This window comes from Streptomyces sp. NPDC018026, assembly GCF_044327745.1.
GTDB lineage: Bacteria > Actinomycetota > Actinomycetes > Streptomycetales > Streptomycetaceae > Streptomyces > Streptomyces rubrogriseus.
This window is the reverse complement of the sequence record NZ_JBIRFY010000010.1, coordinates 165,952-191,396: the sequence shown is the minus strand read 5'-3', so window position 1 is coordinate 191,396 and position 25,445 is coordinate 165,952. Positions and strand designations below refer to the sequence as shown.

Here is a 25,445-nt window from a genome sequence, read left to right as displayed (position 1 = left end):
ATGTCGGGGATCATGGCATGCCGGGGATTCTGACCTTCTTTCAAAGGCGGCCGATGTTGCCCGGTCGCCTTGTTGACCATGAGTGGTTTGTGCGAGAGTGAAGCACCCGTGCGGGGGGTAAAGGCCGGGTCTCGCACGCGCTTTGACGGGCCGGGTCCGATTTCGCCATGGCGAATTCACGCCTCCCGCGCTCCGCCCAAGAGGTACACACCAATCCGTGGGTCCTTTTCGGCGATCGGAACTTCTGAGTCACCTGCGCGTGGGAAGGAAACATCTCAGTGCCCACCCCCCACCCCCCTCGGCCCGCCCACCCGCCTTCCGGCGGGGATCCCGGGGAGTCCGACGAGATGCTGGCCGCCCGGCTCCGGGACGGCCCGGAGAACGAGGCCGCCCGGATCGCCGCGCTGCTGATGGCCCGCCACTGGCAGCCGGCACACGACTACGCGACCATCTGCCTGGCCACCTCGGCCCAGGTCACCGCCATGGTCACCGCCGCGGCCTGGCACCGGGTGCTGGCCCGCCTGGCCGAGGGCGAGCCGGCCACCGCGCTGCGCCCCCGACTGCTGGTGGCCGTGCGCGACACCGTCCGCCAGTGGTCGGGCGACGACGCGATATCCGGCGCTCTGCCGCAGTTGCTCAAACCCGCCGGGGGACGGGGTATGCGGGCGGCGAAGTCCCTGACTCCGGAAAACCGCACGTTGGCGGCCCGGGCATTTGCCTCTCTTCCCGGACCGGCCCGTTGTTTGCTGTGGCACACGGAGGTCGAAGGAGAGTCCATAAGTGTCCCGGCCGGTCTGCTGGGCATGGACACCGACACCGCGTCGGCAACTCTCGAACAGGCGCGTGAGAAATTCCGCGAGGGATGTCTGCACGCCCACCGGCAGCTCGCGCCGAGCCAGGAGTGCCGCTTCCACAGCCGACTGCTCGACGTCCCGATTCGCCGGGGCGGTGCCCTGCTGCCGGACGTCCGCAAGCATCTGGCGGACTGCCGTCACTGCCGGCACGCGGCCGACCAACTCGGTCACTTCGAGCGGGAGTTGGGCACGCTGATCGCCGAGGCCGTGCTCGGCTGGGGCGCCCGGCGCTATCTGGACTCCCGTCCGGCGCGCGCGACGCTGGGCGCGCTGGCCAAGGGCGCCGCCCGGCACCGCGGCTCCCGCACCGGGCTGCTGGCCAGGATCCCCGTGCCCGTGCGCCGGGTGCCGGGCCGCCCGCGCTCCGGCCGGTCGGTGCTCCGGCAGTTGGGCGCCGCCTCCGCCGGGGTGCTGGCCATCGTGCTCGTGGTCAGCGTGTGGTCCTACGACGGCGGCGGCGCCGATCCGGCCGCCTCCACCAGCGCGGCCGGGGGCGACGGCGAGACGTCCGCCACGAGCCGTCCGAAACCTCCCGACGCGGCCGGGATGCCCACCTCGGCGGACCGCACACGGCTGCGCAACGTGGCCGCCGACCTGTGTCTCGACGTCCGGGGCGAGCCGAAGGCCGGGGCGGGCGCCCGGCTGGCGGAGTGCTCCGAGGCGGGGACCCAGCAGTGGACCTACGAGGACGACGGACTGCTGCGCAGCGTCGCGGACCCGGGGCTGTGTCTGGACTCGCGGGCGGACGCCGGAGTCGTCATTCTCGGTACCTGCGCCGACGAGGGAACCGAGCGGGGCGAGGACGTCCGCTACGAGCTGACCGGCCGCGGCGAACTGGTGCCGCGCGGGCAGAAACTGCTCGCGCTCGCCGCCACCACCCGTGCCCCGGACGCCGACATCGTCGTCAAGGTGCACGACGGCTCCGAGGACCAGCGCTGGCGCACCGACCCGGTCCCGACGGCGGAGGGCTCCTTGTCGATCGCCCGTACCGACGCCCCGGGGGCGCGGGCCGTGGAGCTGTCCGGCGACTGAGGAGGGCGGTGCGGAGGGGCGGTGCGGAGGGGCGGTGTCACCGTCCCTCACACCGGGTCCTCCACCAGGTCCGCGGGCCCCGGGGTGGCCGGTGAGGCGTGCCCGGACAGGGCCAGGGTGAGGTCCAGTTCGGCGAGCAGGCAGCGGATCACGTGTTCGACACCGGCCTGGCCGTCCAGGCCGAGCCCGTAGACGTAGGGACGGCCCAGGAGCACCGCACGGGCCCCGAGCGCGAGCGCCTTGAAGACGTCGTCGCCGGTGCGCACACCGCTGTCGAACAGCACGGTCAGCCGGTCGCCGACCGCCTCCACCACGCGCGGCAGGGCGTCGGCCGCCGCGACCGAACCGGCCACCTGACGGCCCCCGTGGTTGGAGACGACCACGCCGTCCATCCCGGCGTCGGCGGCGAGCCGGGCGTCGTCCGGGTGCAGGACGCCCTTGAGGACGATCGGACCGTCCCAGTTCTCCCGCAGGAACGCCAGGTCGGGCCAGGACTTGGCCGGATCGGAGAACATGCCGACGAAATGCATCACCGCCGCGTTCGGGTCCTCGTGCACCGGCTTGGCCAGCCCGGCCCGGAAGGCCGGGTCCGAGAAGTAGTTGGCGGTGCCCACCCCGTGCAGGAACGGCAGGTACGCCTGGTCGAGGTCGCGCGGCCGCCAGGACAGCAGCGGCGTGTCCAGCGTGACGAACAGCGCCGTGTACCCGGCCGCCCGGGCCCGGTCCAGGAAGCTGCGCGCCACCTCGCGGTCCCGCGGCCAGTACAGCTGGAACCAGCGCTCGGCGTCGCCCATCGCCTCGGCGACCTCCTCCATGGGCGTGCTGGAGGCGGAGGAGAGGATGTACGGCACGCCCTGGGCGGCGGCGGCCCGGGCGGCGGCGGGTTCCGCCTCCGGATGCATGATCGACAGCACCCCGACCGGCGCGAGCGCCAGCGGGGCGGGCAGGGCACGGCCCAGCACCTCGACCCGCAGGTCGCGTTCGTGCACGTCCCGCAGCATGCGCGGGACGATCCGGCGCCTGGCCAGCGCCGCCCGGTTGGCGCGGGCGGTGCTGCCGTCGCCCGCGCTGCCCGCCACGTATCCGAAGGGGCCGGGCCCCAGGCGCCGCTCGGTGAGCTCCTCCAGCCGGGTCAGGTCGGTGGGCAGCCGCGGGACCGCGCCCGTCATGCCGTTCAGATAGATCTCGTACTGGAAGTCCGCCCAGTGCTTCGGCATCCCGGATCCGCCTCTCGTCGTCGAGCTCGCGCTGCCGGCACCATACCCGCGGGTATGCCAGGGGTGGCGGTCAGGGTCGACGGGCCTGTTCCGGGGGTGTTTCAGGCCTATTGCCGGAGGTGCGGATCATGCCATTCGGCCAGTTCTGTTCTCAATAATCGATCAAGAAACGCCCAGTTCCGGACTTGGAACGTTCTAATTCTGTGACTTCACGCCACTGATTCAATACGCAAGGTTACCGAAACCCATGGGGTCGAGATGAGTTTCGGTGCCGGACTCGGCAGACTCGCGCTCGCCGCTTTGGCACCGACCGGGCCGGACCGGCACCACCCTCGAACGAGCGGAAGGATGCACACAATGCGGAACACCGCGCGCTGGGCAGCGACTCTGGGCCTGACGGCCACCGCCGTCTGCGGGCCCCTCGCCGGGGCCTCCCTCGCCTCCCCGGCCACCGCCCCCGCGTCGCTCTACGCCCCCTCGGCCCTGGTGCTGACCGTGGGGCACGGAGAGAGCGCTGCCACCGCCGCACCCCTGCGCGCGGTCACCCTGACCTGCGCCCCGACCGCCTCCGGCACCCACCCGGCGGCCGGCGCGGCCTGCGCCGAACTGCGCGCCGCGCACGGCGACCCGAGCGCCCTGGCCGCCGAGGACTCGGTGCTGTGCACCCGCGAGTACGCCCCTGTGGTCGTCACCGTCGACGGCGTCTGGCAGGGCCGGCGCCTCTCCTACGAACGCACCTTCGCCAACGAGTGCGTGAAGAACGCGGGCAGCGCGAGCGTCTTCACGTTCTGAGGGACCGGGACCGCCGGGACCGTGCGGCGTGAACGGCTGCTCGCTACTGGGGAGTGCGAGCGCCGCCGTACGGGTACCGCGGGCCCGCACCGGGGACGGCGGACGGAGTGGGGCCGTCCGCCGTTCTCCCGGTTCACGGCCACCGTCACTCGTTCGCGGCCGGGCCCTCCGCGGCTGGTGCGGACCGGGCGCGGTGGCTGGTGTCGCACCACGGATAGCGCCGGCTGCGACGGCACGTGCACAGCGCCACCCGGAAGCGGTCGGAGGACACCGTCGTCCCGTCCTCCAGCTCCACCTCCACCGGCCCCTCCACCAGCAGCGGTCCCCGGCGCTGGACCTTGATCCGGCGCGGGGCGCCGGGCGGGCGCGGGATGTCAGACGGGGAGTTCGGCACGGACGACCACCAGCTCTTCCTCGTAGTCCGCCAGGGACAGCAGCCCGCGCTGCCGCAGCCAGCGCTCCCGGCCGCGCACCACGGGACCGAAGGCGATCCGCCGCCGCCGGATCACCGCCGCCTTCAGGCCCGCCTCGCGCAGCAGCGCCTCGGTCCTCGCGGGATCACTGAGCGCCGACTGCACGAGCAGCAGCACCCCGCCGGGGCGCAGCAGCCGGGGTACTTCCAGGCAGATCCGGTCCAGGACCATGCGGCCGTCGCGGCCCGCGTCCCAGGCCCGCGCGGCACCACGCGGCCGGCGACCGGCCGCGGGCGCCGGCACATAGGGCGGATTGGCCAGCACCAGGTCGAACGACTCGCCGCGCACGGGCGTGAAGAGGTTGCCGTGCCGGACGCGGACCGGCAGCCCGGCCCGGGCCGCGTTGAGCCGCGCGGCGCACACCGCGCGCCAGGACACGTCCACCGCGGTCACCCGGCCGCCCCGCCGGGCCGCCGCCAGAGCGAGGGCGCCCGTGCCGGTCCCCACGTCGAGCACGGCGGCGCCCGGCGGGAGCGACTCGTCGGACAGTGCCCCGGCCAGCAGAGCGGTGTCCTCCTGGGGGGCGTAGACGCCCGGAAGCACCATGAAACTCACGGATCCCACGTACCCCTGTCGTCACGAAATATGAGAAATTTCCCCGTGCGTGCGGCGAGGCGCGGGAAGCGGCGTACGCAGCGACGACCGTCCCGCGCGCCAGTCGGCGAGCAGCCGGGCGCCGAGGCGCTCTTCGAGGTACCCGGTGGCGTCGATGCCGAACGCGACGTCCGCCGCGAGCCGCGGTTCCTGTTCCAGCAGGCCGTCGATCACCTCGTGCCGCACGATCTGCTCGTGCACCGCGTCGGCCTCGACGTGCTCGTCGTAGAAGTGCTCGGCGGCCGGACCGGCGCCCGTGCGGCGCATCGCCCCGGCGAGCCGCCGGGAACCGGGTGACGAGGTGATCTCCACCGCCGCGAAGTGCCCCACCAGCGCGCCGCGCAGCGACCGGTGCAGGCCGAACAGGGACATCATGTTCACCGTGGCCAGGCACTCGGCCGAGGCCGCGTCCAGATGGGCCCCGTACGCGGTGTCCAGGTCCAGGTCCGCCATCAGGTCGGCGAACAGGCGGGCGTGCACCCGGTCGGCGCGCCCGCCGCCGTACTCGTCGAACTCCACCGCCGCCATCGCCGCCTTCGCGCGGCCCCACAGGCGCGGCAGCACCCAGGCGTGCGGGTCGGCCTCCTTGAGGTGGTACAGCGAGCGCTGGGCCGCGTACTCGCGCAGCTGCCACAACTCGCCCTCGTCCCGCAGGAAGTGGCTGACCCCCTCGCCGTGGACGGGTTCGACGAGCAGCGCCCCGACCGCGTCCGCGACGCTGTCGTGAACCGGCGCGCCGGCCCGCAGGGCGGCCAGGAAGCGCCGCTCAAGACCGGCCCGGACGCCCAGCAGGCCGGGGTCCCACTCGAAGTCGGGGCGGACACCCGCGAAACCCCGGTAGTGCAGCTCGTAGCACAGGTACAGGGCGAGTTGGAGGTCGTCGCCGTACACGGGCGCGGCGGCGACGGCCTCGGGGGAGGGCAGTGGGCCCGTGCCGAGCAGATGTGCGCCGACGGCCCCGGAGACCGGTCCCCGGGGCGTCGGCAGCCGTGGCTCCTCGCGGTCGTACTCCATGCGCCGCGAGTACCCGGCCGGCGCGGTCGCACCCCCGGCCGCGCGGAGCGGTGCGTCAGTCGCCCTCGGCGTCCTCCTGGGCGCCGGTGTTCGGGGAGGTGGCGTCCCCCGCCTCGCCCCGGTGCTCGCCCTCGTCGGACTCCGCGTCGCGGGGCCGGGCCTCCTCGGTCTCGCGCAGCACCTCCTCGACCGCGGTCTCGGGCTGCTCGTGGTCGTGCTCGCCGTCCTGGGACACGGGGTCCTCCTTCTCGCTTCTCGTCTTCTCGCTTCTCGTCGTACGGCTCCTGCTTCCGGTCGTTCAGTTCGACGCGGACGCCAGGCGCAGGGGCACCGGCGCCGGGGGAGCGGCCTCGTCGCTGCGGCGGACGACCTCGGCCCACCAGGCCGGCCCGTCCTCGATGTGGCGCAGCAGGACGCCCTCCCGGATCGCCCACGGGCAGAGCGCCACCGACTCCAGACCGGTCAGCTTCATCGCGGTGTGACCCACGACGGCGCCCGCCAGGCTCTGGGCCGCGCGCGGCGCCGAGATGCCGGGCAGCCGGGCCCGCTCGCCCGCGGACAGGGCGGCCAGCCGGCCCACCGCGTCCCCCAGGTCCGAGCAGCGCATCCGCCGCTCCGTGAAGGGTCCGTACCGGCCGGGCGGGGCGCCGCACAGCCGCCCGAGCTGCTGGAAGGTCCGCGAGGTGGCCACGGCGGTCCGCGGTCCCTCCCAGCGGATCCGCGCCGCCGCGTCCCGCAGCTGGTGGCGGACCTTGCGCCGCAGCGCCTTGACCTGCTCCGACGAGGCCGGGTCCCGGCCGCCCGCCAGGAACTCGTGGGTCAGCCGGGCGGCCCCCAGCGGCAGCGAGGCCACGAAGCCGGGCAGCCGGCCACGCCCGAACGCGACCTCCAGCGAACCGCCGCCTATGTCGAGCAGGGCGAGCGGGCCGGACCGCCAGCCCATCCAGCGCCGGGCCGCGAGGAACGTCAGCTCCGCCTCCACCTCGCCCGGCAGGGTGCACAGCGGTACGCCGGTGCGGGCGTGGACGGTACGCAGCACCTCACGCCGGTTCGGCGCGGCGCGCACCACCGCGGTCGCGAAGGCCAGCGGCCCCGACGCTCCCCACCGGTCCGCGGTCCTGCTCGCGTCGGCGACCGCCCCGACGAGCCGCTCCACGGCCTCCTCCGGGACCGGGCCGCCCGGCCTGACCTGCTCCGACAGCCGCAGCCGCCACTTCGCGGTGTGCACCGGCAGCGGGACCCCGCCCTCGGCGTCCGCCACCATGAGCCGGACCGTGTTCGACCCCACATCCACCACGCTGGTACGCATGAGGGCAACAGGTACCCATTCGAGCGCCGATCAGGCCAGCTGCCGCCGCACCAGCTCGTGCAGCCGGCCGCCGGTGTCCGCCAGCAGTTGGGCGGGCGGGCCCTGCTGGGCGACCCTGCCGTCCTCCATCACGATTACGCGGTCGGCGTCCAGCACCGTGGACAGGCGGTGCGCGATCACGACCCGGGTCGCGTTGAGCGCCTTGGTGGACTCGATCACCGTGCGCTGCGTCTCGTTGTCCAGGGCGCTGGTCGCCTCGTCGAAGAAGAGGATGCGCGGCCGGCGGATCAGCGCCTGCGCGATCATCAGCCGCTGCCGCTGGCCCCCGGAGACCGCCCCGCTGCCCGACACGATGGTGTGCAGCCCCATCGGCATCCGCTCGATGTCCTGCGCGAGCCCCGCCATCCGGGCCGCCGCCATCGCCTCCTCGGGCGTGTACGCCTCGGTGCCGCAGATGACGTCCAGGATCGAGCCGGTGAACGGCTGGGCGTGCTGGAGCACCACCCCGCACTGTCTGCGCACCGCCGACTGGTCCAGCGCGGCCAGGTCCTGGCCGTCGTAGAGGACACTGCCCGACAGCGGACGGTCGAAGCCGATCAGCAGCCGCAGCAGGGTCGACTTGCCGCAGCCGCTGGGTCCGACGACCGCCACGAACTCGCCCGGCCGCACCTCGAAGGACACGTCGTCCAGGACCAGCGGCCCGTCGTCGGTGTACCGGAACGACAGCCGGCGTGCCTCGATCGCCCCCGACAGCGGCCCCGGCCGGGTGCTCGCCGTCCGCACCTCCGGCGTGGCGTCCAGGACCGGCCGGATCTCCTCGAACAGCGGCAGCGCCGCCACCCCCGACACGAACGCGCCGGTCAGCTGGGTGACCGAGGTCAGCAGCATCGTCACCGAGGCGTTGAAGGTGAGGAACTCCGCCGCCGACATCGAGCCCCGCGCCGGGCCCGCCAGCAGCATGAACATCAACAGGGTGCACAGCGGCAGGTACACCGCGCCGAGCACCGCGTTCAGGTTCTTGATCCGGCCCGCCCGCTGCTGAAGCTCCCGGCTGTGCGCGAACCGCTCCGCCCACGCCGCGTAGGCGTAGTTCTCGGCCGCCGCCACCCGCAGCTTCGGCAGCCCGCGCAGCGTCTGGAACGCCTGGTTGTTCAGCTTGTTGGTGAGTTTGACCAGCCGCCGCTGCCAGCGCACCTGCCACAGCCCGAGCCCGAGGAACACCCCGGCGACGACCACCAGCATGCCGATCGCCGCGAACGCCATCGGCACGCTGTACCAGAGCAGCAGACCCAGGTTCATCGCCCCGACCGTCACCGACTGGGCCACCGTCGGACCGACGCCCGCGAGCAGTCTGCGGATGGCGCTGATGCCCATCGCCGCGCTCGCCAGTTCGCCGGTGGAACGCTCGGTGAAGAACTTCGTCGGCAGCCGCAGCAGGCGGTCCCACACGGCGGGCTGGAGCGTGGCCTCGATCCGGCCCTCCAGACGCAGGATGGTGAGGTTCTGCAGCAGCATGAAGGCCGCCGCGACGACGCTGCTCAGCATCACCGCCAGACACACCTGCACGATCAGCCCGGTCTGCGCCTTCGGCACGAACTCGCCGAGCACCCGGCCCGTCGCGATCGGCACCAGCGCGCCGAGCGCCACCGTCACCAGACCGGCGAGCAGCAGTCCGGTCAGATCCCGGCGGGTGCCCGCCAGACAGAACCGCAGCAGTCGCAGCGGACCCAGTCGCCGCTCCGGCAGCGGCCGGTAGAACATCACCGCGCGCGGCTCGAACTCCCCGGCGTTCGCCCGCTCCACCGGCGTCTCACGGCCGGTCGCCGGATGCACGGCCACATAGCCCCCGCGTCGCCACAGCAGCGCCACCGGCGCCCCCGACAGGGTGCGGTGCCCGACCAGCGGCCCCACGTCGTCCCGCCACCAGCGGTCCGCCAGCCGCACCGACCTGGTCCGCACCCGCGAGGCGAGCGCGATCCGCTCCACCGGGTCGAGCCGGTCGCTCTCGGTGCCGCCCGGGGCCGGTTCGGCGAGCGGAATCCCGGCGGCGCGGGCGACCAGCCCGCAGGCCGCGTAGGTGGCGTCGGCGTCGGCGGCCGTGGTGCGCTGCGCCGAGCGCTTGCCGATGGAGGCCAGCAGCGTCCGGTCGGCCTGTGCGCGCACCGCCTCACCGGCCTTGATACCGGCCGCCGTCCGGGTCTCGTGGGTGCGCTCCAGCTGCTCGATCCACCGGTCCAGGGTGGTCAGCAGCCGGTACTGCTGGTCGACCATGCTCTGCCACAGCGCCGGGTCCATCAGCAGGTCGGCGGCCGCCTCCTCGCCGTACACCGCCCCGTACTGCACGCTGCCCGGCGGCACCTGCATCCAGAACACGTCGTCGTCCGTGGGTGCGTCGGCCCGCTCCGCGGCCATCGGCGCCTGGAAGAGGACGGTCAGGCCGCGCCCCACGCCGAGGGCCAGGGCGTACTCCAGCGGGCTCGTCGTCGGCGGCACGTACTGCGGGTTGCCGTACGCGTCGTACGACCACGTCTGGGTGTGCGCCGGCTGGTACAGCTCGCGCAGCCCGATGCGGTGCACCACGCAGTCCCGCAGCGGACGCGCCACCAGCGTGTGCTGCGGCCCGGCGACCGGTCCCAGCAGCACCGAGCCCGCCTCCAGACGCCCCAGATGGTGCCAGTGGCCCTGCTCCCCGGCGTCGACCGCGAACAGGTCCACCGCGCCGGAGACCACGAGCCACAGCACCTGCGGCCCCTCCAGGTCGAGGCGGTTGAACCCGGCGCAGTCGACGCGCGCGCCCAGCGAGCCGAGCGCCCCCAGGACCAGGTCGCCCTGCCCCTCGTGCACGGTTGTCATCTCACCGCTCCCCGACCAGTGCCGCGTACGCGCCACCGCGCGCCAGCAGCTCCTCGTGCCGCCCGCGCTCCACGACCGTGCCGTGGTCGAGGACGACGATCTCGTCGCTGTCGCGCACCGTGCTCAGCCGGTGCGCGATCACCACGCAGGCGCAGCCGCGCCGGCGCAGGTTGTCCATCACCATCAGCTCGGTCTCCGCGTCCAGCGCGCTGGTCACCTCGTCCAGGACGAGGATGCTGGGCCGGCGCACCAGGGCCCGCGCGATCTCCAGGCGCTGGCGCTGCCCGCCGGAGAAGTTGCGGCCGTCCTGCTCCACCGGGCTGTGCAGCCCGCCCGGCCTGCGCGCCACCACCTCGTACAGCGCCGCGTCCTTCAGCGCGTCCACCACCGCGTCGTCGGGGATCGACGGGTCCCACAGCGCCACGTTGTCGCGCACCGAGCCCTCGAACAGGAACACGTCCTGGTCGACGAAGGAGACGGAGGACGCCAGCGCCCCGCGCGGGATGTCGTCCAGCCGCTGCCCGTCGATGCGGATCACACCGTCCCAGGGCGCGTACAGGCCCGAGATCAGCCGCGACACCGTCGACTTGCCGCTGCCCGAACCGCCCACCAGGGCCACCTGCTGCCCCGGCCCCACGGTCAGGTCGAAACCGGTCAGCAGCGGCTTGTCGAGCGGGTTGTAGCCGAAGGAGACGTTCTGCAGCTCCACCTGCCCGCGCAGCCGGCGGGTGGAGTCGCCGCCACCGGGGCGGTCGTAGAGCGGATCCGCCCGGAAGTTCTCCACGTCCTTGAGCCGGGCCACGTCGGCCGCGAAGTCCTGGATGCGGCCCGCGACACCGTTCAGCCGGGTCAGCGGCGCCGTGAACCGGACCACCAGCGCCTGGAAGGCGACCAGCAGCCCGACCGAGATGTGCCCCTCGACCGCGCGCATGCCGCCGATCCACAGGATCAGCCCGCTGTTCAGCGTCGCCAGCGTCGGCGCGACCACGCCCAGCCAGGCACTGGGCACCCCGAGCCGCTGCTGCTCCTCCAGCGTGGTGGCGTGCTGGCCGGCCCACTTGCGGAAGTAGCCGTCCTCACCGCCGGTCGCCTTCATCGTCTCGATCAGCTGGAGACCCGTGTAGGCGGTGTTGGTCAGCCGCGCCGTGTCCGCCCGCAGCTTGGCCGTACGGGTCGCGCGCAGCCGAATGACGACCCGCATCGCGAGGATGTTGAGCAGCGCCACACCGATGCCGACGAAGGTGAGCTGCGGGTCGTACGTGTACAGCAGCACGGCGTACAGGACGACCACGATCGCGTCCACGCCCGCCGCGGCGAGGTCGCGGGCCAGCGTCTCGGCGACGGCGTCGTTGGACTGGAGGCGCTGCACCAGGTCGGCGGGGCTGCGCTGGGAGAAGAAGGTCACCGGCAGCCGCAGCAGGTGCCGCAGGAAGCGGGCGCTGGAGAGGGTGGAGGAGATGATGCGCCCGTGCAGCAGATTGGCCTGCTGGAGCCAGGTCAGCACCACCGTGAGCAGGACGCAGGCCCCCATCGACGCGAACAGCACGCCGAGCAGCGAGGTCTGCCCCCCGATGAGGAACATGTCGATGTAGGTGCGGCTGAGCGCGGGCACCGCCGCGCCGACCGCCACCAGGAGCAGGCTCGCGAGCACGGCGGCGGGCAGCGTGCCCGCGGTGCCGCGCAGCCGGGCGGGCATCGCGCCGAGCACACCGGGCCTGCGGCCGCCGCGGGTGAAGCCGTCACCGGGCTCCATGGTCAGCACGACACCGGTGAAGGACCCGTCGAAGTCCTCCAGGGACACGAACCGGCGTCCCTTGCCCGGGTCGTTGATGAACACCCCGCGCCGCCCGAACCTGCGGCCCATGCCGTCGTAGACGACGTAGTGGTTGAACTCCCAGAAGAGGATGGCCGGTGCCGTCACCTCGGCGAGGGCCGCCAGGTCCATCTGCATGCCCTTGGCGGTGAACCCGTAACTGCGCGCGGCCTTCAGCAGGTTGCTCGCGCGGGACCCGTCGCGGGAGACGCCGCAGGCGATCCGCAGCTCCTCCAGCGGGACATGACGGCCGTAGTGCCCGAGCACCATGGCGAGGGAGGCGGCGCCGCACTCCACGGCCTCCATCTGGAGCACGGTGGGTGTACGGATGGTCTTCGCCCGGCTCCTGGGCACGCTGCGCCTCGGCGGGGCGGCGCGGCGCCTGCTCCGGGTCTCCTGTGCGGTGCTCACGGCAGCAGCCAATCGACGGGACGCTGGTCGGCCAGCCGGATCGAGCCCGAGGCCAGGGTCATGGAGGTCAGTTCGAACGGCGGTCCGTCGGCCGAGGACCACTCGTAGCCGCTCTTCGTGGACGTGGAGGTGTCCAGCCGCACCGTCACGGCGACCGGCCTGCCGTCCTCGGTGAACTGCTCGCCGAGCGCGCTGTCCCCGAGGAAGGCGCCGATCGTCTGTGCCGACTGGGCCGAGCGGTCCACGGACTTCACCTCGCCGTGCAGGACGCCGTACTGCTGCGTCGGCACCGACTGCACGGTCAGGTCGACGGAGGCGTGCGCGGGGATGGCGGCGGCGTTCTCGGCGGGGACGTAGACGGTGGCGTAGAGCGGGTCGTCGGCGTGGGCGACCTTCTCGACGGACGCGACGTTCGCGCCGGTACCGATGATCTGCCCGACGGTGGCGGCGAGTGCGCTGACCCGGCCGGCGTCCACCGCGCGGACCACCGTCTCACCCTTCGCGGTGCGGACCTTCAGCACCGGGGCGTCGGCGGCCAGCCGCTGACCCGGACGGGCGAGGACCGCGGTGACCTGCCCGGAGACGGGACTCTGCAGGAGGTAACTGCCCTGGCCGTGGGTGAGGACGGCGGGCGCGGACACCGTGGAGGTCACCGAACCGCCCACCGCCCACACGGACGCGGCGGCCATGGCGATGACCGTCACGGACAGCACCAGCCACCCCTGGGGACGGGCGAAACGCACCGGGAGATCGAGCTCCTCCGGTGACTGGAGTTTGGAGAGGGCCTGTTGGCGGAACTGCACGGCTGACCTATCCAGGGCTCGGTGAGAACGGCCGGAGGACGAGCACGGCCGCAGGGGGAGAACAGCCGAAAAGTCCCGGAGCCTGGACGGCTCCGGGACTCAGCGACGCAAGGGCGCGATCAGAGACCGGCGACCAGGCCCTGGACGGGGGCCGTGTTCAGGCCGGTGGCACCCTCGACCGTGCCGACGACCGTGTCGAGCAGGCCGGAGACCGGGGCGATGCCGTCCACCAGGCCGGTGACGGTGCCGACGGCGTTCACGTTCAGGCCGCCGGAGACGTTGTCGAGGTCGGCGTCGGAGATCTCGACGGTCTCAACCTGGGGGGTGGAGTTCATGATGGAACTTCCCTTCGTATAGCCATTTCACAAGGGGGGAGCGGCCCCCTCTGGGGACAGATGACGGCCGCGACCGCGGGCGCCGAGCGCCCTTTTCCGGAGCCCTCCGCGGCCCCCGCGGTGCGATGGATCAAAGCACGCGGCCGGTCCGGGCTTCCAATCAAACACCCCCCTCACCAGCACACTTGCGAGGCCCGCGCGCCCAAGCGTGCAGGGGCGCGCACGCCTTCGCGGCCACTTCTTCACACGGTGCGCGAGATCGGCTCGTGCGATCCCTTGCCCCTGCCGAGGCGATTGGGACACTCCGGCCCCAAAGGCGTACGGGTCGCCGCGGGCTTGTGCAGAAGCTCCAACGGGAGTGACCGGGTTGGGCATTCGATGTGCAGATTCACTGAAGCAGGAATTCCGCTCCGTGATCGCGACGGTGCGTTGCCCGCCGGATGCGGAGGGTGTCGATCGGGGGCGGCGCGACGGTCCGTCTGAACACCCCGCCCGGCCCGTGCGTACCAACAGCCGTCCAGGCGCCCCCAACAGCTGCCGGACCGGCGGGCACCAACCCCGGTCCCAGGAGGTCGAGTAGGTTGAGTCACAAGCGAATCCCGAAGCGCAGGGCCGCGATGGCGGCGGGCGGTGTGGTGGCGCTCGGCGCGGCCGCGATCCTGCTGCCGAACGCCAACGCCTCGCAGGACGGCGGCTCCTCGGACGATGCCGCCGCGGCACCCAGGACCCTCAGGGCGGCGGACGCGTCGGATCTCGCCGCACGGCTCGCCGGCCTGCTCGGCGACACCTTCGCCGGCTCCTACTACGACTCCGGCGCCCGGCAACTGGTCGTCAACGTCGTCCCCGGCGACAACAACCAGGTGGTCGGGCAGGCCGAGGAGGCGGGCGCGGAGGTCCGCGAGGTCGACAACAGCATGGGCGAGCTGCGGAGCGGCGCGCAGACCCTGAAGGCCGAGGCCAGTATCCCCGGGACCTCGTGGGCGATCGACCCGCGCACCAACAAGATCCTGGTGACCGCCGACAGCACCGTCACCGGCGACCGGTGGGACCGGCTGGAGTCCACCGTCGACGGCCTCGGCTCCGGCATGGCGACGGTGCGGAAGTCCGCCGGCACCTTCAAGACCTTCGCGTCGGGCGGTGACGCGATCTTCGGCGGCGGAGCGCGCTGCTCACTCGGCTTCAACGTCACCGCGGGCGACGGCTCGCCCGCCTTCCTGACGGCCGGTCACTGCGGGGTCGCGGCCGACCAGTGGTCCGACGCGCAGGGCGGACAGCCGATCGCCACCGTCGACCAGGCGGTCTTCCCCGGCGAGGGCGACTTCGCACTCGTCAGGTACGACGACCCGGCGACCGGGGCCCCGAGCGAGGTGAACCTCGGCGACCAGACCCTGCCGATCAGCGGGCCCGCCGAGGCGACGGTCGGCCAGGAGGTCTTCCGCATGGGCAGCACGACCGGACTGGCCGACGGCCAGGTCCTCGGCCTGGACGCCACCGTCAACTACCCCGAGGGCACGGTCACCGGCCTCATACAGACCGACGTCTGCGCCGAGCCCGGCGACAGCGGCGGCTCCCTCTTCACCCGGGACGGCCTCGCGATCGGCCTGACCTCCGGCGGCAGCGGCGACTGCACGGTCGGCGGCGAGACCTTCTTCCAGCCGGTCACCACGGCCCTGGCGGCGGTCGGCGCCACCCTCGGGGGCGAGGACGGCGGCGCGGGTGCCGGAGACGCGGGCGACGGCGGTGAGGGTGATGCCGGTGCGGGGAACGCGGGCGACGGTGCGGCCGTCGGCGGCGGGGACGGCTCGGGACTGACCGGCTGACGCCACGTTCCCGGCCGTTCGGGGCCGTTCGGGGCTGTTCGGGGCGTACCGGGGCATGCCCCTCGCCCGACGGCGCGAAGCCTCCGTCCGCGAGCCCCGGTGCGCTCCTGATCGCCGGTCCCCGGTCCGTAGGGGCTGCGCGGATGTCCCATAAGCGCTGTAATGGCGACGTGGTCGGAGAGGACGCTTCGGAACGCGGACCGAGGACGCTGCGTGCCGAGGGCGCCCTGAACGCGATCGCGGCCGGACCCGTGCCGCAGGAGCGGCTGCGCGGGATCCTGGAGCAGGCGCTGGTCTTCGCGGGCGCCTCCTTCGCTGCGCTCTACACGCCGGGCGACGACCGCGAGCTGCTCTGCCTGGTCGAGTCGGCCGGAGTGCCCCGCACCCTGTACGGCGTACGCGACAGCTACCCCGCGTCCGGCGGCTCCCCGGTCGCCGACGCCCACCGCGACGGCGAGGCGGTGTGGATCGGGCCGGAGGAGTTCGCCGGATCGGCGGAGTCACGACATGTGCCGTCGAGCGGCTTCTCACTCGCCGTCCTGCCGGTGCGCGGGGACGGCGGCGGCTGCTTCCTCGCCCTGACCGAGCGCCCGGGCGGCTTCGACGCCGACGACCGTATGTGCCTGGAGGTGATCGCCGAGGCGATGACCTGCCCCGCCCCGGCCGGAACCGCGGGGCGGGCCGAGGCCGGTGACCTCCAGCCGGACGCCTTCACCCTGGCCATGGACACCGGCCGGGCGGAGGTCGGCGACGACATCCTGCGGCTGTTCGGACTGGCCCCCGGGGAGTTCGACGGCAAGGTCGAAACGCTGCTCGGCCTCACCGTGCCGGAGGACCTGCCGTCGCTGATGTCGGTGACCGAGTCCGACCACATGACGATCGGCGAGCGCGAGCTGGAGTTCCGGGTGCTGCAGCCCACCGGCCCGCCGAAGTGGCTGCGGCTCAGCGGGCGCCTGCTGCCCGGCGGTGACGGCCGGCCGGCCCTCCTGGTCGGCACCGTCGCCGACGCCTCCACCCTGCGCCCGGACGTGACCGACGTCGCCCGCGTCCAGCGGCTGGCCGCCGCGCTCGCCACCGCCGGGACCGTCCGCGACGTCAGCCAGGCCGTCGTCGCCGCCCTGCGCAGACCGCTCAGGGCCGACCGCATCGCGCTGGCCGAGCTGGAGAACGACCGGCTCGTCGTCACCGTCCTCGACCCGCCCGACCCCGAGTCCTGGCCCGAACTGTGGCGGCTGGAGTGGCGCACCGAGTGGCCGGACGCACCGGTACGGGCCATGCCCACCCTGGCCGCCGCGCTGCGCGAGGGACGCGCCCGGATCTGGCCCGCCGGCACCGGAGACCTGGAGCCCGCCCTCGCCGACGTCGGCCCCGGCGGCCTCGCCGTGCTGCCGCTGCCCGCCGGCGGACGCATGGCCGGTGCCTGCCTGATCGGCTGGGACACCCCGCACGACTTCGGCCCCGACGAACGGGCCCTGCTCACCGCCTCCGCGGGCCTGGCCGGGCAGGCCCTGATGCGCGCCCACGCCTTCGACGCCGAGCACGAGCTGGTCGGCATGCTCCAGCGCCAGCTGCTGCCGCGCCGCCTGCCCAAGCTGCCCGGCGCGGTCGCCGTCGCCCGCTACCTGCCCAGCACGGCGGGCCTTGAGCTGGGCGGCGACTGGTACGACGTGATCCCGCTGCCCGACCACCACGTCGCCCTCGTCATCGGCGACGTCCAGGGCCACAGCGCCGGCGCGGCCACCCTCATGGGCCAGATGCGCACCGCCCTGCGCGCCTACGCCGTCGAGGGCCACCCGCCGGACGTCGTGGTCTCCCACGCCAACCGGCTGCTGACCGGCATGGAGACCGACCTCTTCGCCACCTGCGTCTACGTCGACCTCGACATGGAGGAGGGCTCCGCCTGGTGCGTGCGCGCGGGACACCTGCCACCCGTGCTGCGCCACCCCGACGGCAGCACCGAGATCGCGGAGGTGGAGGGCGGCCCGCCGCTCGGCGTGGTGACCCAGGCCGACTTCCCGATGAGCCCGCTGCGGCTGCGTCCCGGCACGCTGATCGCCCTCACCACGGACGGCCTCGTGGAGACGCCGGAGTCCGACATCGACGAGGGCATGGACCGGTTCGCGCACGCGCTGGCCGTCTCCGCCCCCGGCCACTTCGGACTCGTCGCCGACGCCCTGCTCGGCAACGCGCGCCGCAACGACGACGTGGCCCTGCTGCTGGTCCGCTACGACGGAATGGCCCTGCGCCCGCTGCGGGAGAGCTGGTCGGTGTGGCGGCTGCCCGAGGCCGTGCGGCACGCCCGCCGCTTCACCCGGCGCACCCTGCGCTCCTGGGGCGTACCGGACGACGGCATCGACGGAGTGCTCCTGATCGTCTCCGAGCTGGTCACCAACGCCCTGGTGCACACCGACGGCAAGGTACGGCTCGACCTCACCCTGATCGGCGGACGGCTGCGCGTGGCCGTCGCCGACGCCTCGCCGCGCACGCCCGTCAAGCCGACCAGCATCGGCTGGGAGGCCACGGGCGGACGCGGCATCCTCCTCGTCGAGGCGATGTCGGCGACCTGGGGGACGCTGCCGGTCAGCGGCGGCAAGCAGGTGTGGAGCGAGATCCCGGTGGGCGGCGGCTGAGCCCCGCGGGCCGCACGGCCCCCGGGTTTCACGGGTCCTGGCACGGGGACCCGGAGGGGCGAGTGCACCACAAGCGGAACACCACAAGCGGAACCAGAAGGAAGATGATGCCCCGTGACCACGGACACCGGCGGCAAACCCGCCGTCCGTCGGCTGGAGACCGGATGGTCGAAGGCCCGCCGCCTGCGGAGCAGGGGCGTGATGCGCACCTGTGTGCCCGCCGTGGAGGACGCCAGCACCGTCCGCGCACCGCAATCGGGTCAGGAGTCGAACATCGTCCGGGGCGAGGACTGACCGAGCCCCGAGGGTGGTGACACCGCCCAGCGCGCCGGCCTTCGCGCCGGCGCGGTGCGCGTTCCGGGGCGGTCGCGGACCGGGAGGGGCGGGCCGGTAGCGTCACAGGGGTCCCGCACCACCCGCACCACCCGCAAGAGGGCACGGTGCCCGCTACAAGGCACGGATCCGCTCATGAACATCCTGGTCACCGGCGCCGCCGGATTCATCGGCTCCCGGTACGTCCGCGGGCTCCTCGCCGCCGACGGGCCGGGCGCACCGCGGATCACCGTGCTGGATGCCCTCACCTACGCGGGAACCACCGCGAACCTCGAACCCGGCCACCCCCGGCTGGAGTTCGTGCACGGCGACATCCGCGACGCGGCGCTCGTGGACAAGCTGACGGCCGGGGCCGACCAGGTGGTGCACTTCGCCGCCGAGTCCCACGTGGACCGCTCCATCCACGCCGCCTCCGACTTCGTCCTCACCAACGTCGTCGGTACCCAGAACCTGCTGGACGCCGCCCTGCGTCACGGCGTGGGGCCCTTCGTGCACGTCTCGACCGACGAGGTCTACGGCTCCGTCGGCTCCGGCTCGGCGACCGAGGAGCACCCCCTGCGGCCGAGCTCCCCGTACTCCGCCTCGAAGGCGTCGGGCGACCTGCTGGCCCTCTCCTACCACCGCACCCACGGCCTCGACGTACGGGTGACCCGGTGCTCCAACAACTACGGCCCGCACCAGTTCCCCGAGAAGCTCGTGCCGCTGTTCGTCACCCGTCTCCTGGACGGCCACCGGGTCCCGCTGTACGGGGACGGCCGCAACGTCCGCGACTGGCTGCACGTCGACGACCACTGCCGGGGCGTCGACCTGGTCCGCACCCGCGGCCGGGCCGGCGAGGTCTACAACATCGGCGGCGGCACCGAGCTGAGCAACCGCGACCTCACCGGCCTGCTCCTGGACGCCTGCGGCGCGGGGCCGGACCGCGTCGTGCACGTCGAGGACCGCAAGGGCCACGACCTGCGCTACTCGGTCGACTGGAGCAAGGCCCGCGAGGAGCTGGGCTACCGCCCCCACCGCGACTTCGCGACCGGGCTGGCCGAGACCGTCGCCTGGTACCGGGACAACCGGGCCTGGTGGGAGCCGCTCGCGCGGTACGCCGGCGCGGGCTGACGGGCCTCGTCCGCACGGGTCAGCCGTGCGTCTTGGCCAGCAGTTCCAGGATGTCCCGCGTCGTGCCCGTCTCGCCCAGGCGCGGGAAGATCCGCTCCACGCTGCCCAGGTGCGCCTTCGCGCTCATGTCGCTCATGGCGTCGGTCGCGAGCGTGACGTGATAGCCGTGCTCGTGGGCGGCACGGGCGGTGGACTCCACACCGATGCTGGTGGCGATGCCGGTCAGCACGATCTGGGTGACGCCGCGGCGGCGCAACTGCACGTCGAGGCCGGTGCCGTGGAAGGCGCCCCAGTTGCGCTTGGTGACGGTGAGGTCGCCGGGGTGCCCGGCCAGTTCGTCGACGACGACGTCCCAGCCCTCGGGGCGGGGCCCGCCGGCGCCGCCGGCCTCCGTGCGGCCGGGCACGGCGTCCGCCCCGTCGGCGGCGAAGGAGACCCGGACCAGCACCACGGGCAGGTCGCGGGCCCGGAAGGCTTCGGCCAGTTCGGCGCTCCGGGCCACGACCTCGGCGCCGGTGTACGGCTCGGTGGGCGCGGCGACGATACCGGCCTGGAGGTCGATCACGACGAGGGCGGTACGGGGGTCCAGGGCGGTGACGGTCATGGGGCGGTGCCTTTCGGACGGTTCTCACACGGTTCGGCCGCGATCGACCCCACGGTAGGTTCGACAGGTAAAACTGTCCAGCTAAGCCTGCACAGTTTTACCTGTCGATTAAGCTGGAGCAGTCCTGCACGCGGGGGACTGGGTCGACACGGCCACCCTCGACCTGCTGGAGAGCCGCGGCCTGCGCTTCGGCGTCGTCCACGAGACGGGCGCCGCGCAAGGGCGCGAGGCCCGCTGCGCCGCCCGCTTCCCCGGCCTGGACGTCCTGGTCTTCGGGCACAGCCACATCCCCTGGGACACCACCGCCGCAAGCGGCCTGCGGCTGCTCAACCCCGGGTCGCCGACGGACCGGCGCCGTCAGCCGTATCGCACCTACATGACCGCCACGGTCGCCGACGGCCGACTGCGGGACGTCGAGCTGCACCGGCTGCCGCCGCGCTGAGCGGCGGCAGCCATCGGGACGGGCGGCACCCGTGAGGGCGCCGCCCGGTGCGGACCGGGCCGCTCCGTGTCGCGGGAAGCGGCCCGGGCGCTTCTTCTGGAGTGCGCTGTCACGGACCTCCTTCCGGGGCAGTGGGGTCGAGGGGCATGCATGCCTCGTCCGTTGCCGGGCGACTACCCGGGACGGGCCGGTTCACACATACGTGCGGGGACGACCCGCCGGGCCCGGACCGCGCGGCGTCTCAGCCGGCCGACGGCCCCGTCCAGTCCGCCGCCACCCGGCCGATGCGGACCCGCTGCGGGTGATCGCCGACGGGGACGGAGACCGACTTCTCGCCGGTGGCGAAGTCGATGGCCGTCACCTGGTCGGCGCCGCTCTCGGAGACCACGCAGTGCGTCCCGTCGCCGCTGACCGTGGCCCAGTAGGGCTTGGCCGCGGGCACCAGCGGACCCTCCTGGAGGGTGTCGCGGTCCACGACCGTCGCGTAGTCGTCCATCGTGCCCGCGACGCAGATCCTGGTGCCGTCCGGGCTCATCGAGAGACCGTGGTGGCGCGAGTCGTTGACCCAGGTGGTGCGGTCCTCACTGGTGGCGGGGTTCTTCGGCAGGGTCTTCGTCCGGGTGATCCGGTCCCCGGCGACGTCGTACTCGAAGAAGCCGTTGAAGAACGAGACCTGGAAGTACAGCTTCGACTCGTCGGGCGAGAAGACGGCGGGCCGCACCGCGTCCGAATGGTCACCGAGGCCGATCGCGTCGAGCCGCTCGCGCATGTCGATGACCCTGACCCGCTCGTACGTCCTCGCGTCCACGACCGTGATGCGCCGGTCGCCCTTCGTCCAGTCGAGCCAGGGGGCGTCGAGTGCGGTGTTCACGTCACCGATGGACATGTTCCAGATGTACCGGCCGTCGCGGGTGAAGATGTTCTCGTGCGGCTTGTCGCCGGTGCCGAACGAGCCGACCTGCTCACCGGTCTCGATGTCGAGGACGTGCACGGTGTTCGAGGTCGACGCCGAGACCGCGACCCGGGTGCCGTCGGGCGAGACCGCCATGTGGTCGGAGCGGTAACCCGAGACGGGGAAGCGCCAGTTGATGTCGCCCGTGGCGAGGTCGACGGAGACCACGTCGGCGAGGCTCGGCCGGGAGACGACCACCGAGGCGCCGTCCGGGGTCGAGTACATGTCGTCGACGAGCTGGTCGTGTCCCTCACCGACGCCGTTGCGGATGGCCTGGAAGTAGATCCACTTGATCGGATCGGCGTTGATCTCCGCCATCCGCTCCGCCTTGTCCGGGACGACGTCGATCCGGCCGATCCTCGCGAAGTCACCGGTGGACCTGATGACGTCCGCGGTGCCGTCCCAGTTGTTGCCGACGAACATCACCTCGCGCAGGGCGGCGGGGGCGTCCGGAGCGGCCGAGGCCGTGGTGGCGGGGGCGGCGACGGTGAGGGCGAGGGCGGCGGCTACGGCGCCGAGGTGCCTGGTCGAGAAGGCGGGCATGGTGCTCTCCTCCGGCAGGGGGCGTGGTGTGGGGGTGCTGGAGCGTTGCAGCGCGCAATCTGAACACAGCCGCTTTCAGAGTGAACTTACTGCAAAGTAAGGAAGGAGCGCCCTTCTCCACAAGGCCCCGGACCCGACAAAATCGGCCGGAGAGCGAGGAGTTGGCGCGAGGCAGGAGGCGGCGGGTGGCGGGCAGGCTCAGCGGGCCGACGGGCCGCTACGGCGGCAAGTCGGCCGCTCAGCGCCAGGCCGAGCGCCGAAGGCGCTTCCTCGACGCCGCGCTCCAGCTGTTCGGCGACAGCCCCGGCTACCGCGCCACGACCGTCGCGGCCCTCAGCGACGCCGCGGGTCTGTCCACCCGCCAGTTCTACGAGGAGTTCCGCACCCTGGAGGACGTGCTCGCGGCCCTCCACCTCCAGGTCAACGCCTGGGCCGAGGAGGCCGTCCGCACCGCGGCCGCGGGGGCCAGGGACCTGCCCCTCGCCGACCGCGCCGCCGCGGTCTTCCGCGCCTACGCCGCCAACGTCACCGCCGATCCGCGCCGCGTCCGCATCACCTTCGTGGAGATCGTCGGCGTCAGCCCGCGCCTGGAGGAACAGCGGCTGGCCCGCCGGGCCCGCTGGGTCGACCTCATCTGTGCCGAGGCCCGGTCGGCCGCCGCACGCGGGGAGGCGGCGCACCGCGACTACCGGCTCGCCGCCACCGCGTTCATCGGCGGCGTCAACGGCCTGCTGCACGACTACAGCGCGGGCTGGGTGGACGCGACCCTCGACGAGGTCGTCGACGAACTGGTCCACCAGCTCCTGGCCGTCCTCAGCCCGCCCGCCCCGCCCCCGGAGAAGTGACCGGCCCGCCCCCCGGAGGACCGACCGGCCCCCCGTCGGCCGACCGCCGGCTACTCGTCCCAGGCCTGGACCATGGTCTGCTCGACGATCTCACCGTCCCGCAGCGACAGCATCGACTCCGCGAGCACCCGCACGCCGTCCGGATAGGTGCACTCCTCGGAGAACGCGACCTGGTCGCCCTGGACCACACAGCGTGCCATCCGGTGGGTCATGTCGCGGCTGTAGACGTCGTCGAGCATCTCGGCGATCTCGTCCCGGCCGTGCAGGACCTTGGGGCGGCTGGGCTGGTCGTACCGGTCGACGATGCGGACCTCCGCGTCCCGCGCGTACAGCGACAACAGGGCTGCCGCCGTCTCTCCTTCGATGCCCCGGCGCAGCGCTTCGGTGTCGAAGCCGGGGCCTGCCGTGGTACCCATGACGACCTCCTTCGGACGTCCAGGGCCGCGACCCGGAGCCCGAACGGGCCGCCTCGGCCCTCTCCCTTCGAGCTTCCTCCGTCCCGGCGGCCACGGCAACGGTGGCCGTGACACTGGTCCTCACGGGTGAGCGGCGCCGCCCGCCCGTGTCCACGCCGTGCCCGCCCGCGTTGCTCAGCACATGATCTCAACACGACGTATCGTCGCCGTCGTCGGGCTCGCCGCCGGTGTCACCGGCCTCGCCGCCCCGATGGCGAGCGCGGCCGGCGGGGGTCCGCTGGGCACGGAGAAGCTCAGCGTGACGAACACCCTCGACTCGCTCGCGGTCGGTGACATGCCCGCAGAGGACCGGGCGCGGATGCCGCTCCCTTCCCAGCAGCTGAGCCGGCTCCAGGACCTCCAGCAACTCCAGCAGGTCACCGGCCTGGTCTCGCCCGTCTTCGGTGTGGTCCCCGCCCTGGGCTGACGCCCGCGTCAGCCACCGGTCGCCAGGAACTGGGTGGCCGCCAGCTCCGCGTACAGCGGATCGGCGGTCACCAGCTCCCGGTGCGTGCCGACCGCACGCACGCGCCCCGCGTCCATCACCACGATCCGGTCCGCCATCGTCACCGTGGACAGCCGGTGCGCGACCACCAGCACCGTGGTCGTCCGGGCCACGTCCGCCACGGTGTCGCGCAGCGCCGCCTCGTTGACCGCGTCCAGCTGCGAGGTGGCCTCGTCGAGCAGCAGCAGACGCGGCCGCCGCAGCAGCGCACGGGCGATGGCCACCCGCTGGCGCTCACCCCCGGACAGCTTGGTGCCCCGATGCCCGACGAGCGTCTCCAGCCCGTTCGGCAGCCGTTCCACCAGACCGTCCAGGCGGGTCGTCTTCAGCACGGCGGCGAGGGCCGCCTCGTCCCCCTCCGGATTGCCCAGCAGCAGATTGTCCCGCAGTGAACCGGACAGCACCGGCGCGTCCTGCTCCACATAGCCGATCGAGGCCCGCAGCGCGGACAGTTCCCAGTCCCCGAGGCTCCGGCCGTCCAGCGTGATCTCCCCGGAGTCCGGGTCGTAGAACCGCTCGACGAGGGAGAAGACGGTGGTCTTGCCCGCACCGGACGGACCGACGAACGCCGTCATCCCGCGGGCCGGCACCTCGAAGCTCACCCCGTGGTGGACGTACGGAAGATCGTCGGCGTAGCGGAAGCGGACGTCGCGGAAGGCGACCGACGCCGGAGCCGCGCCCGGCGACGGCAACGGAACCGGCCGGGCCTGCGGCTCCGCGGGCAGGCGCAGCGCGTCCTGGATCCGGCCCAGCGCCGCCCGTCCCGTCTGGTACTGCGTGATCGCGCCGACGACCTGCTGGATCGGGGACATCAGATAGAAGACGAACAGCAGGAACGCGACCAGAGTGCCCACGTCGATCGCTCCCGTCGCCACCCGCGCCCCGCCCACCGCGAGCACCGTGATGAAGGCGATCTGCATCGCGAGTCCCGCCGTGTTGCCCGCGGCGGCCGACCACTTGGCGGCGCGCACGCTCTGCCGCCACGACTCCTCGGCGGCCTCGTGCAGCACCCGCTCCTCCCGGGGCTCGGCCCCCGACGCCTTCACCGTGCGCAGCGCGCCGAGGATCCGCTCCAGCGCGGCGCCCATCACGCCCACCGCGTCCTGCGCCTGCCGGCTCGCCCGGTTGATGCGCGGCACGATGAGACCCAGCACCGTGCCCGCGCCCAGCACCACCGCCAGCGTCACCCCGAGCAGCACGGGATCGACGACGCCCATCATCACCAGCGTCGCCACCAGCGTCAGCCCGCCGGTGCCGAGGCCGATCAGGGAGTCGGTGGTCACCTCGCGCAGCAGCGTCGTGTCGGAGGTGATCCGGGCCATCAGGTCACCGGGCTCGGTGCGGTCCACCGCCGCGATCCGCAGCCGCAGCAGATACGACGACAGGGTGCGCCGCGCCCCGAGCACCACCGACTCGGCGGTGCGCCGCAGCACGTACGAACCCAGGGCGCCCAGCGCCGTGTTGGCGACCACGAGCCCCGACATGGCCAGCAGCGCCCCGGTGATGGCCCGGTCGTGCGCCAGGTCGTCGATCAGCTCCCGCGCCACCAGCGGCAGCAGCAGCCCGGTGGCGCCCGTGACCAGGGAGAGCAGCGCGCCCGCGAACAGGGCCGTGCGGTGCGGTCGTACGTAGGACAGGAGCAGCCGCCAGGCGGGCGTGCCGGTCTGAGGCTGTGCGGTGGTCACGTCGCTCCTTCGGCACACGGA

22 protein-coding genes and 1 pseudogene are annotated in these 25,445 nt (G+C 73.3%); 9 read left to right on the top strand and 14 right to left on the bottom strand.

Annotation, left to right across the window (positions count from 1 at the left end):
• Nucleotides 1–278: 278 nt before the first annotated feature.
• Nucleotides 279–1,886: an RICIN domain-containing protein gene (locus ACH4D3_RS28445; protein ID WP_398327588.1), complete on the top strand. Its 1,608-nt coding sequence runs from the start codon at nt 279–281 to the stop codon at nt 1,884–1,886.
• A gap of 47 nt (nt 1,887–1,933) precedes the next feature.
• Here the strand turns inward: ACH4D3_RS28445 and ACH4D3_RS28440 are convergent, their stop codons facing one another.
• The gene (locus ACH4D3_RS28440) at nt 1,934–3,103 is read right to left on the bottom strand and encodes a lactate 2-monooxygenase (RefSeq protein ID WP_385356479.1); all 1,170 of its coding nucleotides are present in this window, start codon (nt 3,101–3,103) and stop codon (nt 1,934–1,936) included.
• 357 nt (nt 3,104–3,460) lie between these two features.
• Here ACH4D3_RS28440 and ACH4D3_RS28435 point away from each other — a divergent pair, with 357 nt between their 5' ends.
• Complete coding sequence (locus ACH4D3_RS28435; RefSeq protein ID WP_398327585.1) at nt 3,461–3,895, top strand: protease inhibitor; 435 nt, start codon at nt 3,461–3,463, stop codon at nt 3,893–3,895.
• 145 nt (nt 3,896–4,040) lie between these two features.
• On the opposite strand, the gene ACH4D3_RS28430 is transcribed toward ACH4D3_RS28435, so the two are convergent.
• The 9 genes from ACH4D3_RS28430 to ACH4D3_RS28390 all read right to left on the bottom strand — a co-directional run bounded on the left by ACH4D3_RS28430 (nt 4,041) and on the right by ACH4D3_RS28390 (nt 13,500).
• Nucleotides 4,041–4,289 (bottom strand): CDGSH iron-sulfur domain-containing protein, encoded by a 249-nt coding sequence (locus tag ACH4D3_RS28430; protein WP_398327583.1) that lies wholly within the window; start codon nt 4,287–4,289, stop codon nt 4,041–4,043.
• On the bottom strand, nt 4,270–4,914 hold the full coding sequence (locus ACH4D3_RS28425; protein WP_398327580.1) for a HemK2/MTQ2 family protein methyltransferase: 645 nt from the start codon (nt 4,912–4,914) through the stop codon (nt 4,270–4,272). The genes ACH4D3_RS28430 and ACH4D3_RS28425 overlap by 20 nt, the downstream gene beginning before the upstream one ends.
• Before the next feature lie 30 nt (nt 4,915–4,944).
• Nucleotides 4,945–5,976: an iron-containing redox enzyme family protein gene (locus tag ACH4D3_RS28420; RefSeq protein ID WP_398327577.1), complete on the bottom strand. Its 1,032-nt coding sequence runs from the start codon at nt 5,974–5,976 to the stop codon at nt 4,945–4,947.
• A gap of 55 nt (nt 5,977–6,031) precedes the next feature.
• Nucleotides 6,032–6,211: a hypothetical protein gene (locus ACH4D3_RS28415; protein WP_398327574.1), complete on the bottom strand. Its 180-nt coding sequence runs from the start codon at nt 6,209–6,211 to the stop codon at nt 6,032–6,034.
• 63 nt (nt 6,212–6,274) lie between these two features.
• Nucleotides 6,275–7,285 carry a Ppx/GppA family phosphatase gene (locus ACH4D3_RS28410; protein ID WP_398327571.1) on the bottom strand — a complete coding sequence of 337 codons (1,011 nt, stop codon included), beginning with the start codon at nt 7,283–7,285 and terminating at the stop codon, nt 6,275–6,277.
• A gap of 30 nt (nt 7,286–7,315) precedes the next feature.
• Complete coding sequence (locus ACH4D3_RS28405) at nt 7,316–10,138, bottom strand: NHLP bacteriocin export ABC transporter permease/ATPase subunit (protein ID WP_398327568.1); 2,823 nt, start codon at nt 10,136–10,138, stop codon at nt 7,316–7,318.
• Nucleotide 10,139: 1 nt separating this feature from the next.
• Nucleotides 10,140–12,362 carry an NHLP family bacteriocin export ABC transporter peptidase/permease/ATPase subunit gene (locus ACH4D3_RS28400; RefSeq protein ID WP_398327565.1) on the bottom strand — a complete coding sequence of 741 codons (2,223 nt, stop codon included), beginning with the start codon at nt 12,360–12,362 and terminating at the stop codon, nt 10,140–10,142.
• Entirely contained in the window at nt 12,359–13,165 is an 807-nt protein-coding gene (locus ACH4D3_RS28395) for an HlyD family efflux transporter periplasmic adaptor subunit (protein ID WP_398327562.1), read from the bottom strand. Before ACH4D3_RS28395 ends, ACH4D3_RS28400 begins: the two co-directional genes overlap by 4 nt.
• A 119-nt stretch (nt 13,166–13,284) precedes the next feature.
• Nucleotides 13,285–13,500, bottom strand: coding sequence for a type A2 lantipeptide (locus tag ACH4D3_RS28390; protein ID WP_356856127.1), 216 nt, complete (start codon nt 13,498–13,500; stop codon nt 13,285–13,287).
• A gap of 581 nt (nt 13,501–14,081) precedes the next feature.
• Between ACH4D3_RS28390 and ACH4D3_RS28385 the strand changes: the two genes are divergently transcribed.
• The 4 genes from ACH4D3_RS28385 to rfbB all read left to right on the top strand — a co-directional run bounded on the left by ACH4D3_RS28385 (nt 14,082) and on the right by rfbB (nt 19,393).
• Nucleotides 14,082–15,320, top strand: a complete 1,239-nt coding sequence (locus ACH4D3_RS28385; protein WP_398327559.1) for a S1 family peptidase — start codon at nt 14,082–14,084, stop codon at nt 15,318–15,320.
• A 143-nt stretch (nt 15,321–15,463) separates the two neighbouring features.
• Complete coding sequence (locus ACH4D3_RS28380) at nt 15,464–17,950, top strand: SpoIIE family protein phosphatase (RefSeq protein WP_398327556.1); 2,487 nt, start codon at nt 15,464–15,466, stop codon at nt 17,948–17,950.
• Nucleotides 17,951–18,064: 114 nt separating this feature from the next.
• Complete coding sequence (locus tag ACH4D3_RS28375; RefSeq protein ID WP_398327553.1) at nt 18,065–18,244, top strand: hypothetical protein; 180 nt, start codon at nt 18,065–18,067, stop codon at nt 18,242–18,244.
• A 174-nt stretch (nt 18,245–18,418) separates the two neighbouring features.
• Nucleotides 18,419–19,393 carry a dTDP-glucose 4,6-dehydratase gene (gene rfbB / locus ACH4D3_RS28370; RefSeq protein ID WP_398327551.1) on the top strand — a complete coding sequence of 325 codons (975 nt, stop codon included), beginning with the start codon at nt 18,419–18,421 and terminating at the stop codon, nt 19,391–19,393.
• Between the two features lie 19 nt (nt 19,394–19,412).
• Here the strand turns inward: rfbB and ACH4D3_RS28365 are convergent, their stop codons facing one another.
• Nucleotides 19,413–19,997 (bottom strand): hydrolase, encoded by a 585-nt coding sequence (locus ACH4D3_RS28365; protein WP_398327548.1) that lies wholly within the window; start codon nt 19,995–19,997, stop codon nt 19,413–19,415.
• 112 nt (nt 19,998–20,109) lie between these two features.
• On the opposite strand from ACH4D3_RS28365, the pseudogene ACH4D3_RS28360 reads away from it, so the two are divergent.
• Nucleotides 20,110–20,439, top strand: a pseudogene (locus tag ACH4D3_RS28360) (metallophosphoesterase family protein); the annotation flags it as partial.
• Between the two features lie 241 nt (nt 20,440–20,680).
• On the opposite strand, the gene ACH4D3_RS28355 reads toward ACH4D3_RS28360, so the two are convergent.
• Nucleotides 20,681–21,934 (bottom strand): YncE family protein, encoded by a 1,254-nt coding sequence (locus ACH4D3_RS28355; RefSeq protein WP_398327545.1) that lies wholly within the window; start codon nt 21,932–21,934, stop codon nt 20,681–20,683.
• Between the two features lie 185 nt (nt 21,935–22,119).
• Between ACH4D3_RS28355 and ACH4D3_RS28350 the strand changes: the two genes are divergently transcribed.
• Nucleotides 22,120–22,779 (top strand): TetR/AcrR family transcriptional regulator, encoded by a 660-nt coding sequence (locus tag ACH4D3_RS28350; protein WP_398327542.1) that lies wholly within the window; start codon nt 22,120–22,122, stop codon nt 22,777–22,779.
• Nucleotides 22,780–22,829: 50 nt separating this feature from the next.
• On the opposite strand, the gene ACH4D3_RS28345 is transcribed toward ACH4D3_RS28350, so the two are convergent.
• Nucleotides 22,830–23,195 (bottom strand): nuclear transport factor 2 family protein, encoded by a 366-nt coding sequence (locus ACH4D3_RS28345; RefSeq protein WP_398327539.1) that lies wholly within the window; start codon nt 23,193–23,195, stop codon nt 22,830–22,832.
• Nucleotides 23,196–23,376: 181 nt separating this feature from the next.
• On the opposite strand from ACH4D3_RS28345, the gene ACH4D3_RS28340 reads away from it, so the two are divergent.
• Complete coding sequence (locus tag ACH4D3_RS28340; protein WP_398327536.1) at nt 23,377–23,661, top strand: hypothetical protein; 285 nt, start codon at nt 23,377–23,379, stop codon at nt 23,659–23,661.
• Nucleotides 23,662–23,669: 8 nt separating this feature from the next.
• Here the strand turns inward: ACH4D3_RS28340 and ACH4D3_RS28335 are convergent, their stop codons facing one another.
• On the bottom strand, nt 23,670–25,424 hold the full coding sequence (locus tag ACH4D3_RS28335) for an ABC transporter ATP-binding protein (RefSeq protein WP_398327533.1): 1,755 nt from the start codon (nt 25,422–25,424) through the stop codon (nt 23,670–23,672).
• Nucleotides 25,425–25,445: the final 21 nt, after the last annotated feature.

What these genes read in the sequence shown, in the direction of transcription:
- ACH4D3_RS28435 (WP_398327585.1), top strand. Translation starts at nt 3,461, where the DNA reads ATGCGGAACACCGCGCGCTGGGCAGCGACTCTGGGCCTGACGGCCACC.
- rfbB (WP_398327551.1), top strand. Translation starts at nt 18,419, where the DNA reads ATGAACATCCTGGTCACCGGCGCCGCCGGATTCATCGGCTCCCGGTAC.
- ACH4D3_RS28365 (WP_398327548.1), bottom strand. Translation starts at nt 19,997, where the DNA reads ATGACCGTCACCGCCCTGGACCCCCGTACCGCCCTCGTCGTGATCGAC.
- ACH4D3_RS28405 (WP_398327568.1), bottom strand. Translation starts at nt 10,138, where the DNA reads ATGACAACCGTGCACGAGGGGCAGGGCGACCTGGTCCTGGGGGCGCTC.
- ACH4D3_RS28380 (WP_398327556.1), top strand. Translation starts at nt 15,464, where the DNA reads ATGTCCCATAAGCGCTGTAATGGCGACGTGGTCGGAGAGGACGCTTCG.
- ACH4D3_RS28440 (WP_385356479.1), bottom strand. Translation starts at nt 3,103, where the DNA reads ATGCCGAAGCACTGGGCGGACTTCCAGTACGAGATCTATCTGAACGGC.
- ACH4D3_RS28425 (WP_398327580.1), bottom strand. Translation starts at nt 4,914, where the DNA reads ATGGTGCTTCCGGGCGTCTACGCCCCCCAGGAGGACACCGCTCTGCTG.
- ACH4D3_RS28420 (WP_398327577.1), bottom strand. Translation starts at nt 5,976, where the DNA reads ATGGAGTACGACCGCGAGGAGCCACGGCTGCCGACGCCCCGGGGACCG.
- ACH4D3_RS28345 (WP_398327539.1), bottom strand. Translation starts at nt 23,195, where the DNA reads ATGGGTACCACGGCAGGCCCCGGCTTCGACACCGAAGCGCTGCGCCGG.
- ACH4D3_RS28390 (WP_356856127.1), bottom strand. Translation starts at nt 13,500, where the DNA reads ATGAACTCCACCCCCCAGGTTGAGACCGTCGAGATCTCCGACGCCGAC.
- ACH4D3_RS28410 (WP_398327571.1), bottom strand. Translation starts at nt 7,285, where the DNA reads ATGCGTACCAGCGTGGTGGATGTGGGGTCGAACACGGTCCGGCTCATG.
- ACH4D3_RS28340 (WP_398327536.1), top strand. Translation starts at nt 23,377, where the DNA reads ATGATCTCAACACGACGTATCGTCGCCGTCGTCGGGCTCGCCGCCGGT.
- ACH4D3_RS28355 (WP_398327545.1), bottom strand. Translation starts at nt 21,934, where the DNA reads ATGCCCGCCTTCTCGACCAGGCACCTCGGCGCCGTAGCCGCCGCCCTC.